Annotated in this window: 9 protein-coding genes; 5 read left to right on the forward strand and 4 right to left on the reverse strand. The window is 36.0% G+C overall.

The window, feature by feature from the left end; all coding sequences use genetic code 11:
- Nucleotides 1–630: 630 nt before the first annotated feature.
- Together KYG33_RS14085 and KYG33_RS14090 are read right to left on the reverse strand one after the other, a co-directional pair.
- Complete coding sequence (locus tag KYG33_RS14085; RefSeq protein ID WP_077413135.1) at nucleotides 631–1,677, reverse strand: PA0069 family radical SAM protein; 1,047 nt, start codon at nucleotides 1,675–1,677, stop codon at nucleotides 631–633.
- 122 nt (nucleotides 1,678–1,799) lie between these two features.
- Nucleotides 1,800–1,994 (reverse strand): hypothetical protein, encoded by a 195-nt coding sequence (locus tag KYG33_RS14090; protein ID WP_047379954.1) that lies wholly within the window; start codon nucleotides 1,992–1,994, stop codon nucleotides 1,800–1,802.
- A 175-nt stretch (nucleotides 1,995–2,169) separates the two neighbouring features.
- Here KYG33_RS14090 and KYG33_RS14095 point away from each other — a divergent pair, with 175 nt between their 5' ends.
- Entirely contained in the window at nucleotides 2,170–2,520 is a 351-nt protein-coding gene (locus KYG33_RS14095) for a hypothetical protein (protein ID WP_047379955.1), read from the forward strand.
- 112 nt (nucleotides 2,521–2,632) lie between these two features.
- Here KYG33_RS14095 and KYG33_RS14100 read toward each other — a convergent pair whose 3' ends face one another.
- Complete coding sequence (locus tag KYG33_RS14100) at nucleotides 2,633–5,284, reverse strand: hypothetical protein (RefSeq protein WP_219071940.1); 2,652 nt, start codon at nucleotides 5,282–5,284, stop codon at nucleotides 2,633–2,635.
- 31 nt (nucleotides 5,285–5,315) lie between these two features.
- Nucleotides 5,316–6,113, reverse strand: coding sequence for a DUF2797 domain-containing protein (locus tag KYG33_RS14105; protein ID WP_219071941.1), 798 nt, complete (start codon nucleotides 6,111–6,113; stop codon nucleotides 5,316–5,318).
- An 89-nt stretch (nucleotides 6,114–6,202) separates the two neighbouring features.
- Here KYG33_RS14105 and KYG33_RS14110 point away from each other — a divergent pair, with 89 nt between their 5' ends.
- From KYG33_RS14110 to KYG33_RS14125, 4 genes are all read left to right on the forward strand, one after another.
- Nucleotides 6,203–7,231: a GDP-mannose 4,6-dehydratase gene (locus KYG33_RS14110; RefSeq protein ID WP_219071942.1), complete on the forward strand. Its 1,029-nt coding sequence runs from the start codon at nucleotides 6,203–6,205 to the stop codon at nucleotides 7,229–7,231.
- 136 nt (nucleotides 7,232–7,367) lie between these two features.
- Entirely contained in the window at nucleotides 7,368–7,589 is a 222-nt protein-coding gene (locus KYG33_RS14115; protein ID WP_002662059.1) for a DUF2795 domain-containing protein, read from the forward strand.
- A 123-nt stretch (nucleotides 7,590–7,712) separates the two neighbouring features.
- A complete protein-coding gene (gene secA, locus KYG33_RS14120; protein WP_077413139.1) occupies nucleotides 7,713–10,787 on the forward strand; it encodes a preprotein translocase subunit SecA in 3,075 nt (1,024 codons plus the stop codon).
- Between the two features lie 151 nt (nucleotides 10,788–10,938).
- Complete coding sequence (locus KYG33_RS14125; RefSeq protein WP_219071943.1) at nucleotides 10,939–13,146, forward strand: TonB-dependent siderophore receptor; 2,208 nt, start codon at nucleotides 10,939–10,941, stop codon at nucleotides 13,144–13,146.
- The last annotated feature ends 7 nt before the right edge of the window (nucleotides 13,147–13,153 follow it).

A 13,153-nucleotide genomic window follows, 5' to 3' on the forward strand; every position in this document is an offset into this window, starting at 1 on the left:
AAACAACTTTATTTAACATAAATTTTACACACCCGTAATATTTAACCCTAATACGCTGGAACGCAGAGAGAAAAATTTTAAACATTTGTTTGGGAGATTCAAGGGAGCGCTTTGAGGGAGAAGAAATCATGAGTAATGGGGTAATGAAAGATACATTCTATTATATATATAAGATAAAGGGAAGGTTGGGGGAAAGGTGCAAGGGGAAGCTTTTATAAAACAGGCTCCCTTCGTCTACGCTCAGGATAATAGTGCGTTCTTATGGAATGAGTACTGGTTAACCACAGATCACGCATTTGCACAGATGATGATGTATATTTAGTATAGGGTATTTCGGGGGAATTCATAATTCATCATTAACCTCCCCCTAGCCCTGATAGAAATGGGTACCCCGCAGCATGCGTTGGAGAGCAGGCGGATTTGAGAATCGCACAGCCCGGGCGTGAGGAGTATGAATGGATAGCAGGAAATAGCTCCTGAAAAAGATTCGCATTATATATTATATATACTATATATGATAAACCCAGGAAACATGAGCAGTGGAAAGTTTATTAAGAACAACAATGTCGAAAATAACTCCTTTTTATACTATATATAATATAATAGGTAGGATTAATCCGGATTTCGTAATTAATCAAACAATCTCAATTGCTGATCACGGGTTCCGGTAAAATTGGCCGTTGAGAGTTTTGGAAATTCTTTGCCTTCAAAAAACTTCTTTCTGCCGATCTTAAAAGTTGTATGAATCATTTCAGCGATGTTACCTTCTCCCCTTTGTCTTTCAAAATATCTTTTATCTCCAAGCTTACCACCCCGCATAGAGCGGATAAGATTTAAGACTTTTTGTGCTCTGTCCGGAAAATGGGTTTCTATCCAATTAACAAAAACAGGTTCAACAGTATCATTTAATCTCACCAGGGTATATCCGAATCCTGAAGCACCTGCATCGGAAATCGCTTTTAATATATTCAACGGCTCATCGCTATTGAGTCCGGGAATGATGGGAGCAACCATCACATGTACGGGAATATTGTTTCCGGAGAGAATTTCTACAGCTTTTAATTTATTTTTTGCAGAACTCGTCCTGGGCTCCATCTTTCGTCTCAGTTCTTCGTTGATAGTAGGAATACTTAAAGAAACTGAAACCAGGTTCTGCTCCGCCATGGGTCTTAAAATATCAAGATCTCTTAGTACCATTGCATTTTTTGTCAGAATATTGACAGGATGTCTGTAATCAAGACAAACTTGCAGGAGTTTTCGGGTGATTTCAAATTGTCTTTCGGCGGGCTGATAGCAGTCTGTATTTCCGGATAGCAGAATTGGGGCTGCTTTATAGCCTCTTTTTTGAAAAAATTTCTCTAGTAATTCGGGAGCGTTTTTCTTTACCATGATCTTTCTTTCAAAATCAATCCCGGCACTGTATCCCCAATACTCGTGGGTAGGTCTTGCAAAACAGTAAGAGCAGCCATGTTCGCATCCCTGATAAGGATTCATGGAATATTCCATCGGAAGGTCTTCGCTTTTCACCTGATTAACAATTGTTTTGGGAAAAACTTCAGTGAAGGAGGTTTTTACTGTTTCGAAATCTTCATCTTCAGGCTCATAGGTATATCTGTCGAAACGATTAATAACGTTTCGCTGAGCGCCCTGACCTTTTATGAAATTTTCGTTTTGCAATTCCTTTGTAAAATTAGAATGGAATTTGTATAAAATAATGAGTTTTAACATTAAAGTTTTCCACAAAAAAATCCAACACTTTCAAAAGCGTTGGATTTAACATAATTAAATATATTTTTTTACTACTTCAGTGCGTAAAATTCCACTCCATGAGTTTCATCTTCCTGATTCTTTTCATCAAAGTGTCTGTGATAGTCCGAATAGGAATCACTATATTTTTTATCTTTTTTAGTCAATATTTTCTTGATGCTGATTAAACTTAATACTGCCAAAAGACCAACTCCTCCTGCCAGTAGAACTCCAACTTCTTTTTTCATATTTTCATTGATTTAATATTGTTAGCATTGCAAAAAGTATACCTATTTTATTTTTTTAAATTATAAATTTTGTTAACATTAAACTTTATTTTTAGGAAAATTACAATCCACTATTTTTCTTATATTTAAAGATTGCAATGGTTTAATTATTGTACTTAACAAGAAAAATATTATTATGGAAAATTCAGGGAATTTTGATGCAATGACAACCTTAAGTGAAGTCATGAAAACGCTTTCTGAAAGAGGAATACACAGAGAATTCAGAATGAACGAAAAATGTGAAATGAAGTTTGAAAATTCTGATAAAGTTTATCAGCCTGCAGAACTGGTGATTTTAAAAACATATCGTTTTGAAGGAGACAGCAATCCTGATGACAACGCGGTGCTTTATGTCGTAAAAGATGGTGCCGGAAACCGTGGAATGATTATAGACTCTTACGGGGCGGACAGCAATTATCCCGGTGAAGAGTTTGATAAGTTTTTAAGAGATATTCCCATTCTGGAAAGTGACGAATTCAACTTTTAACTGAATCTATACTTATATTAATTTTTTAAACCATTAAGGTTGTTTTAAATTAAAAAAGACATCTTCTTATATGATCATCAATTAATGGGGTCAATCTTAATGGTTTAAAGAATTATTCTTCAGATTTTTCCTTTTTCTTGAAAATATTATTCAGAAAACCTTTCTTTTCTTTTTTTTCTGCTTCCGGTTTGGGAGTTTCTTTTTTATTTTTGATCTCCTGTTTTATTTCTTTTACAGACTGTTTCATTTCTTTCACAGAAGAAACCGCTTCTTTTACCTTTTTTTCTGTTTTTTCTACATTTTTACCAATAAGGGTTTTCTTTAATCCTTGTTCAATTCCTTTCCAGAACAGATTAAAGAAAGATTTTGTCGGATCACGCTCTACATTTTCTACGGTAACAGCCTCAGGGAAATTACCCGAATTTGATTTTAGAAAAACGTTGGCAACGGCTGTAAGGAAGCCTTTTTCCTCATGATTATTCTTATTGAGTACGGCAATTTTCAGATCTTTATGTTTAAGATTAAAGGTTCCGTGTAATCCGGCAGGGTTTCCTTTAAAATTAAAGAGCATTTCCTGAATTGTTCCCGCAGTAGCTGTCACATGAAGGTAGGGCCTGATAAACGGATTAATACCACTGACTGGAAGATTGGTGGTTTTTCCGGAAATTGCAAAATTATCGTTATTATCAGCAACATCAAAGTTCCAGTTTACGGAAAGTGGTGAGAGGTTCATGAATGAACAGTTGATTTTGATGTCTACTTTTGTGGATTTTCCTTTTATTTTAGCAGAATTCAGGTTTCTGACATTCATATTAAAGTTACTAAAGATCAGTTTTCCGGGTCCCATACTTTCCGGAGTATCCTCTTCATATACTAATACTGAGTTTTTAATATCAAGATTATTGATCGTCATCGGAATTTTAATAGAACGCAGCATTTTGGAATACAAAGCTTTTACCTTTGGATCGTCTTTCGGAATTTTGCTTCTGAAAATATTGGCATCTGCCGACTGGATCATGACATGGGAAGCATTTATCATTTTATGATGAGAAAACAGGTCCCAGTTTCCTTCTGCTGTTATTTCCCCGGCTTTTATATCATATAGATCTCTCTCCACAGGAATCATTTTGATAAACTGCGCCCTCGAAACAAGAGGTTTCATTGCAAAATTATTGATCTGAACTTTATTTTTGTTAAGCTTCAGCAATCCTAAACTCATATTATAGAATTGTGTTTTGTAAGCAAAGTTCCGGGTGGTGAGATAATAATCTTTCACCTTAAAAGATAGTCCCTGCTGATTGGCTTTGGGTGATAACTCAATATTATTTATTGTGGCATTCAAATCATGAAAACTCAATGGCTCTTTTCCGTTATCATAGGTAATATTTGAATTTTTCAAAGACATTTTCCTTACAATAACAGATTGTATAATACCTGGCTCAGAAGTTTTATTTTGCTTCTTCTCCCCTGCTTTGAGCGTTCCGTTTACATTATCAACAACAACATCTTTGATATCCAGATTGAGTTTTTTATCAACAAATTCCAGCTTATTGATATTAAAAGCAATATGATTTGTTTTTAAATTAATTGTTGTTTTTCCAGCTGGGGAAGAACCTGGCGTCAATACAACGTCCAGAATTTCACCATTTGTAGGCTTCAGGGCAAGACTTCTTATTGCAATATTCTGATGATTAGAATATAGTATATCCCTTCCCGAAAGCAGAAAATCTTTATATCCGATAGGAATGACCTGTTCTGAACTTTCCTTATCAAACTTAAGCTCATTAATATTTAAGTTAAGATTTCCGACAGACAAAAGTGTATTGCCATCAGGTTTGTTGACCTGAACTATGGCATTATTTAGTTTTATATTTTTTAAATCAACCTCAAAATTTGATTTTTTTTCATTCTTTTTAGCTTTTATTCCTGTTTTATATACTGTAAAAGCTGGATTTTGAAAATCCGCGTTGGTAAGTGCTACCTTATTTTTAGTTAAAACCACATCTTTGAATTCCATTTTGGGAATGATGCATTCAAATAATTGAGTCTTTTGGGGATAAAACTTTTTAAACTGAGCAAAAGAAAGAAGCGGAGTCAGTCTGAAATTTCCAACTGACATCTGCCCATTACTTGTATTGATACTACTGATAGTAATAGCATACGTTTCATTAGGCCGGAAAAAGAATTTCTCTCCTTTAATGCTGTATCGATCGAAAATTACAGGAAGTTTATTTTCAACAGATTCTTCTGTCATCTGTAAGTTTTCTACAAAAAGATCCAGTTGCTGTACAGACAAAAACTTCTGTTTGGTATGTTTGAAAATAGCAATTTTCCCGTTGCTGATCCTGATATTTTCAAACAAAAACGGGTTTCTCTTTTTTCCTGTTTTACGATCAACAGGTTTTGCGAGAATGACATTCAAATTAGGTTTTGCAAGCAACAGATCAGAGGAGCTTATTCTTTTATTAAAAATAGCATCGTAAATCCCAAAACGGCTTATTTTCAGGGTATCAATAGTTCCCTGCAGTCCAATAACGTCTATGTTTTGAGGATCTTTACTGTTGACAGAAATTCCTGAGGCGAAGATATTTCCTGTTCCTAAATCTACATCCAGGGTTTTGTAGGAAACTTTGTAGTCAGTATTCTTTTTTATATACTCTGGAAGCTGGGTTTTAAGCCATATATTCAGTCCGAAATTCGCAGCCAGAAGAATTCCTGCCAGGATTCCGAAACTTATCAATAGTCTTTTAACCCATTTTCCCATATTTTGCGATTTGGTTTTTATTTTACATCAATCAATTTCTTATTTCAAGATCTATCACATATCCCTCATGTCCTCTTACATTGATAAAGTTTCCTCCTTCAAATCCCAGGTACTGTCCTTTGATGCCGGAAAGCCTGCCGGTAAATTCAGGTTTTTTATCTAATGTAAATGAAGTAACCTTTTCCGGTTTTTCAAAAGGATAATCAAACATCCATAATTCTTCTCCTTCTCTATAGAATTTCTGAAAATCTTCAGGAAAATATTCTCTGATCTTTTGTCTGAAGTCCGCAAGGTCTACTTCCCCTTCAAAATCATCCTGCAGCATTTTTCTCCAATTGGTTTTATCTGCCAGATGTTCTTTTAAAGCCACTTCTATCATTCCTGCTTCATACCGGTTTTCGGTTCTTGCTATAGGTAATGCAAAAGTTGCTCCCTGATCAATCCATCGTGTTGGAATCTGAGTATTTCTCGTTACTCCTACTTTTACATCTCCGGTATAAGCCAGATAGACGGTGTGCGGCTGAAGCTGAATTTGTTTTTCAACCTCCAGATCTCGTTCAGCAACTCCTAAATGTGCCGTAGAAAGCTCCGGACGGATAATGGTATCACTTGCATAAGGACTTTCAAAAAAGCAGTTTTTGCAGAATCCCATCCTGTAAATAGGCTTGTTTTCCCCACAATTTACACATTGGAATCCGGTATGCCTGATGCTTAACTCCTTTCCAATCAACTCATTCATATGAACCAGATCTCCTGAAAGATTGAGATAGTATTGGATTGGCTTTGCATCGTAGCTTGTCATCTTTAAAATTTGCCCTTGAAACTGCATATTATATTTATATTACTTTTTTAAGTAAATTTAATGATTATATTTTTCAAAAAGTAAAATTTATATTTTTGTACTAATAAAAAATACAAATGGTTTATCTTGTAACAGGCGGTAGTGGGTTCATCGGATCTCATTTAATTGAACGATTATTAAGAAATGGACATTCTGTCATAAACATTGACAATTTTGATAATTTCTATAACTATCAGGTAAAAATTAAAAATACTTTAGAGTCAATTGGTAAAATTTCGGATTTTGAATACTCAGACAAAGAGACTGATATCCGTCATTTAGTATCACTTGCTCATTCTGACCAATATTCCCTCTATTGGCAGGATATCCGGGACCAGAAAGGTCTTGAAAACATTTTTAAAAACCACCATATCGACATGGTGATTCATTTGGCTGCACTTGCTGGTGTACGTCCTTCCATTGAGCGTCCTTTAGAATATGAGGAAGTCAATGTAAGAGGTACTATGAACCTTTGGGAATTGTGTAAGGATTTTAATATCAAAAAATTTATTTGCGCCTCCTCATCAAGTGTTTATGGAAACAATGAAAAGATTCCTTTTGCAGAAACAGATAATGTAGATAATCCTATTTCTCCTTATGCAGCTACTAAAAAAAGTGGTGAAGTCATAGGACATGTTTACCACAATCTATACCATATAGATATGATCCAGCTTAGGTTCTTCACAGTATATGGGCCAAGACAGAGACCAGATCTCGCAATACACAAGTTTGTAAAGCTTATTTCAGAGGATCAGGAAATTCCATTCTATGGTGATGGAAGTACCGCCAGAGACTATACTTATATAGATGATATTATTGACGGAATTACCAAGTCTATCCTTTACCTGGAAAATAATTCCGGGGTTTATGAGATTCTTAATCTCGGAGAAAACCAGGTGATCACTTTATCCGAGATGGTTTCTACTATAGAAAATGTATTAGGAAAAGCTGCCATCAAAAAAATTCTGCCAATGCAGCCGGGAGATGTCACAAAAACAAATGCCGATATTACAAAAGCAAAGGATTTAATAGGGTACAAACCTGCCACAGACTTCCAAAATGGCATAAAAAAATTTGTGGAATGGTTTTTGAGAAAACGACAATAAGTAAATTGCTGACATAGCTGCCATTCAGTTTGTGACAGCCGTTTATAAGAAAAAATTATAAAAAGAATTGAAAATCAAGTATAAAAAAGTTTATTATACAACCTATTTTTATACTTTTGCAAAAAATTAGAAAATTATGTACTGGACATTAGAATTAGCTTCATATTTAAGTGACGCACCTTGGCCAATGACAAAAGCAGAGCTTATTGACTACGCAATCAGAACTGGTGCACCTATGGAGGTAGTAGAAAACCTTCAGGCAATCGAAGACGAAGGAGAGATTTATGAATCTATCGAAGAAGTATGGAGCGACTATCCTACTGACGAAGATTTCCTTTGGAACGAGGACGAATATTAATAAAGCGATAAGCTTTAGGCTGCGTGCTTAGAGCTTTTTTGCCCTTTTTATATATTAATCTACACGATAAGTGTTATTTAAAACGCTTAAAGCATTTTGCATTAAGCATAAAGCAAAAAATTTATGAGTTTTTTAAACAAAGTTCTTAAAGGGTTTTTGGGAGACAAAAAAGCGCAGGACCTAAAAGAAGTAAAAAAAGTTGTAACAAAAATCAAGGCTGTAGAACCTAACATTCAACAATTGTCGGATGATGGTTTGAGACAAAAGACCGCTGAGTTTAAAGAGAATATAAAATCTGCAACCAGCAAGATCACAGCTCAAATAGAACAGATAAAAGAGCAGATAAAAAATTCAACAAATGTTGACGAAAAAGAAGCTCTTTTTTCAAAAATTGAGTCTCTAAAGAAGGAATCATACGAAATTGAAGAGAAAGTTCTTATTCAGGTTCTTCCCGAAGCTTTTGCATTGATCAAAGAAACGGCAAGAAGATGGGCACAGAATGGAGAAATTCGTGTAACGGCAAGTGACTGGGACAGAGAACTGGCTGATGCAGGAAAAGATTTCGTGAGCATTCAGGGAGACACAGCTGTTTGGAAAAACTCATGGGATGCTGCCGGAACTCCAGTAGTTTGGGATATGGTCCACTATGATGTTCAGTTTATCGGAGGGGTTATTCTTCACAGTGGTAAAATTGCCGAGATGGCAACCGGTGAAGGTAAAACTTTGGTAGGAACATTACCTATTTACTTAAATTCACTTCCGGAAAGAGGAGTACACGTTGTAACCGTGAACGACTATCTTGCAAAAAGAGACTCCGCATGGATGGGTCCTCTTTATCAATTCCATGGAATGTCTATCGACTGTATCGATAACCACCAGCCGAACTCAGACGGAAGAAGAAAAGCATACAACTCAGATATTACTTACGGAACGAACAATGAATTTGGTTTCGATTATCTGAGAGATAACATGGTAACTTCACCTTCAGAATTGGTACAAAGAGAATTGAACTTTGCTATCGTGGATGAAGTTGACTCTGTATTGGTAGATGATGCAAGAACGCCATTGATCATTTCCGGTCCGGTTCCTCAGGGAGACAGACAGGAGTTTGATGTTCTTAAACCTTCTATTGACAGAATTGTTGAAGTACAAAAGAAAACCGTTTCTGCTATTTTCAACGAAGCAAAAAAATTAATCGCTGCAGGAAATACAAAAGAAGGTGGATTCAAATTGCTTCAGGCCTACAGAGGTCTTCCAAAAAACAGACAATTAATCAAATTCTTATCGGAAAGCGGAAACAGAGCTTTGCTTCAAAAAGTTGAATCGCAATATATGCAGGACAACAACCGTGACATGCCGATTGTAGATAAAGATCTTTACTTCGTTATCGAGGAGAAAAACAATCAGGTAGACCTTACTGATAAAGGGGTTGAGTATATGTCTCAAGGAAACTCTGACAATAACTTCTTCGTTCTTCCTGATATCGGGACTGAAATTGCTGAAGTAGAAGCTAAAAACCTTTCTAAAGAAGAGGAGTTTGAAGCGAAAGAAAGACTATTTGCGGACTTTGCTGAAAAGTCTGAGCGTGTTCACACGATGAGCCAGCTATTGAAAGCATATACATTATTCGAAAAAGATGATGAGTATGTAGTGATTGATGGTGAAGTAAAAATTGTTGATGAGCAGACAGGGCGTATCATGGAAGGTCGTCGTTATTCAGACGGTCTTCACCAGGCAATTGAAGCGAAAGAGAATGTAAAAATTGAGGCAGCTACTCAAACTTTTGCAACAATCACGCTTCAGAATTATTTCCGTATGTACAATAAACTTGCGGGGATGACTGGTACAGCTGAAACTGAGGCTGGTGAACTTTGGGAAATCTACAAACTAGATGTAGTGGTTATCCCAACAAACCGTCCAATTCTAAGAAATGACAAACAGGATTTAGTTTTCAAAACTAACAGAGAAAAATATAATGCTGTAATTGAAGAAGTAGAAAAATTAACAGAGGCAAAAAGACCTGTACTTGTAGGGACAACTTCTGTTGAAATTTCACAATTGCTTTCAAAAGCACTTCAGTTAAGAAAAATTCCTCACCAGGTACTGAACGCGAAGCTTCACAAGAAAGAAGCTGAGATCGTGGCAGGAGCAGGACAGCCGGGAGTTGTAACTATTGCAACGAACATGGCAGGTCGAGGTACAGATATTAAGCTATCTAAGGAAGTAAAAGAAGCTGGAGGTTTAGCTATTATCGGTACTGAAAGACACGACTCAAGACGTGTTGACAGACAGCTTAGAGGTAGAGCGGGACGTCAGGGAGATCCTGGAAGTTCTCAGTTCTATGTATCTCTTGAAGATAACCTTATGCGTTTGTTCGGTTCTGAGAGAATCGCTAAAATGATGGACAGAATGGGTCATAAAGAAGGTGAAGTAATTCAGCATTCTATGATCAGTAAGTCTATTGAAAGAGCGCAGAAGAAAGTAGAAGAAAACAACTTCGGAACAAGAAAGAGACTTCTTGAGTATGATGACGTAATGAACAAACAACGTGACGTAATCTACAAGAGAAGAAAGAATGCTCTATTCGGAGACCACCTGAAGTATGACATTACGAATATGATTTTCGATGTTTCCAATTCTATCGTTGCGAAAGGAAAAGCTTCAGGAAGTTATAAAGATTTTGAATACGAAATCATTAAAACATTTACAATGGAATCTCCGGTTTCCCAAGATGATTTTAATAATAAAAATGTTCAGGATCTGACGAATATCTTATTCAACGCAGCTCAGGAAGATTACAGAATGAAACTGAATCTATTGAAAGAAAAATCATTCCCAATCATTGAGAATGTATACCAAAATCAAGGTTCAATGTTCAAAATGATCCAGGTCCCTTTCACAGACGGACACAAAACAATGACTATTGTAGCTGATCTTAAAGAAGCTTACGATACGCAGTGTGAAAGTTTAGTGAACGATTTCGAAAAGAACATCACTTTATCTATCATTGATGAGAACTGGAAACTTCACCTTCGTGAGATGGATGATTTAAGAAGATCTTCACAAGGAGCTGTTTACGAGCAGAAAGATCCATTGGTAATCTATAAGCAGGAATCTTTCCACTTATTCAGCGAAATGATCGACAAACTAAACAAAGAAATTATTTCTTTCTTATACAAAGGAGAAATTCCAGCTTAAGAAAAATTTAATAATATCATCTAAAAACCGCTATGGCATTGGTCATAGCGGTTTTTTGTTATTCAGTATATAATATTTTTATGATAAATATCAATCTTATTATTTATTTAGAACAGTTAAAAATAATATATTTGCAAAAAATTTGACTTTCATGAAAAATGTACTGATCTGTGCTTCCGCTCTGGGAACAATGCTGGTTTCTGCCCAAAAAAAAGATTCATTAGCCACTAAAAGCATTGATGAAGTAATTATCAATACATACGTCAAGAAAGACAGTGAATACTCCAATAAGATGCCTTTGAAGGCAATAGAGGATCCACAGGTATATTCTTCTATTGACAAAGGAGTATTGGAAAATCAATTGTTATTCACCGTAGATGATGCTTTCAGAAATGTGGCAGGTGCACAGAAAATGTGGAGTGCAACAAACAGAGCCGGAGATGGAGGTATTTATCTTAATTTAAGAGGTTTTGTGGCCGGAAACTCTATCAGAAATGGTATGGTAGCTCCTATTACAACTTCTATGGACGCTATCAATGTGGAGAGAATTGAAGTGTTAAAAGGACCTTCTGCCACATTATTTGGTAGTAACGTGACATCTTATGGAGGTGTTATCAACAGAGTTACCAAAAAACCATTTGAAACTTTTGCAGGCGCCGTTTCTCTGGCAGGAGGAAGCTATAACTATTACAGAGTACAGACAGATGTAAATGCTCCCCTTACAAAAGATAAAAAATTATTATTCAGATTAAATACAGCTTATACAAACCAGGGAACCTTCCAGAGAACCAATGCAAAGAATTCTTTCTATGCATTTACCCCATCCATTACTTACCGTCCTACGGATAATTTAGAGATCAATGCGGAACTGGAAATGTTTGAAACCAATTCATATCCTGAAACAGCTTTCTTCTTTTATGTTCCGAGTGCGCAGCTTGGTGCAGACAGCATGGATAAACTGGAAAAACTTGGTTATGACTATAAGCAATCTTACACAGGAGAAGGGCTTAAAACTGTTGGTAAAGCAAGAAACTTCTTTGGACAGGTTAACTATAAAATTAATGAGCACATTAAATCCTCTACCAATGTAAGCACTTCATATTCTTACTCAGATGGATTTAACCCATACTTCTATTTTGCTCCGAAAGGAATGGTAACAGGAGTTCCTACAGATACAGAATTGGGAATTGTAAGAGCTGACCAGTCAACTAAAGACAGCAAAAGAACTTATTTCCAGGTTCAGCAGAACTTTAATTTTGATTTCAACATCGGAAGCGTGAGAAACAGAACTGTAGCAGGTTTCGATTATATGAGATTGAATGACAATCAATACTTTATGTTTACCAATTTTGACTGGGTTCCTTTCACAGGTACAGACTATTCTAATATGAATGGACAGACATTGGGGGCAATGTATGATAATCTGAGAAATCAGCCTGATTTTGAGAAAAACAACGCCTATATAAGCAGCGGTAAGAAAGATACCTATAGTGGATATATTTCCAATGTAATTACTCCCGTAACCGGTCTTAATATTCTTACTTCAGTACGATACGAAAGTGTAAATTTTAAAGGAGGACAAACCGGACAGAAACTTACTGATTCATACAGCCAGGGAGCATGGTCACCAAAATTTGGTGTCGTTTATCAAATACTCCCTGAGAAATTATCCGTATTCGGAAACTATCAGAACAGTTTTTCAGTAAATGGATATTATACTTCAGATAAGACAGGAAATGTAGCACTTTCAACTCCTGAAAGAGCCAATCAATTTGAAGGAGGTTTCAAAACAAATCTTATCAAAGGAAGAGTTACTACAACTTTAAGCTACTATAATATTCAGGTAAAAAATACGCTCCTAAATACTGGTGAAATGACGGGAACAGGACAGGCTGTACAAAACCAGGCTGGATTATTGAGAAGCCAGGGAGTAGAATTGGAAGCAAATGCTTATCTGATCAAAGGGTTCTCCGTAATCGCCGGAGTAAGCTACAACGATATGAAATATACAGAAGCTGATGAAACGGTTATCGGAAGAAGACCCGCTACAGCATCATCTCCATGGTTGGTTAATTTCAATGCAAGTTATCAGTTCTTAGACGGAAATTTAAAAGGTCTTGGATTCGGGGTAGGAGGAAACTATGCGAGTGATAACAAGATTGTGAACTCTACAACCATGGGTACATTCATCCTTCCAAAATATCTGGTACTGAATGCCAACGCGTTTTATGATACTAAAAAATTCAGAATTGGTGTAAAGGTAGACAACTTTACCAACGAACATTACTGGAGCGGGTATACAACTGCCAATGCTCAGGTACTAGCTAACGTATTAGGAAGCTTCACTTATAAATTTTAAACTGTTA

It is taken from the genome of Chryseobacterium sp. D764 (assembly GCF_019317325.1).
GTDB lineage: Bacteria > Bacteroidota > Bacteroidia > Flavobacteriales > Weeksellaceae > Chryseobacterium.

Coding starts and splice junctions, on each gene's coding strand:
- KYG33_RS14110 (WP_219071942.1), top strand. CDS start 6,203: ATGGTTTATCTTGTAACAGGCGGTAGTGGGTTCATCGGATCTCATTTA.
- KYG33_RS14090 (WP_047379954.1), bottom strand. CDS start 1,994: ATGAAAAAAGAAGTTGGAGTTCTACTGGCAGGAGGAGTTGGTCTTTTG.
- KYG33_RS14115 (WP_002662059.1), top strand. CDS start 7,368: ATGTACTGGACATTAGAATTAGCTTCATATTTAAGTGACGCACCTTGG.
- KYG33_RS14100 (WP_219071940.1), bottom strand. CDS start 5,284: ATGGGAAAATGGGTTAAAAGACTATTGATAAGTTTCGGAATCCTGGCA.
- KYG33_RS14125 (WP_219071943.1), top strand. CDS start 10,939: ATGAAAAATGTACTGATCTGTGCTTCCGCTCTGGGAACAATGCTGGTT.
- secA (WP_077413139.1), top strand. CDS start 7,713: ATGAGTTTTTTAAACAAAGTTCTTAAAGGGTTTTTGGGAGACAAAAAA.
- KYG33_RS14105 (WP_219071941.1), bottom strand. CDS start 6,113: ATGCAGTTTCAAGGGCAAATTTTAAAGATGACAAGCTACGATGCAAAG.
- KYG33_RS14095 (WP_047379955.1), top strand. CDS start 2,170: ATGGAAAATTCAGGGAATTTTGATGCAATGACAACCTTAAGTGAAGTC.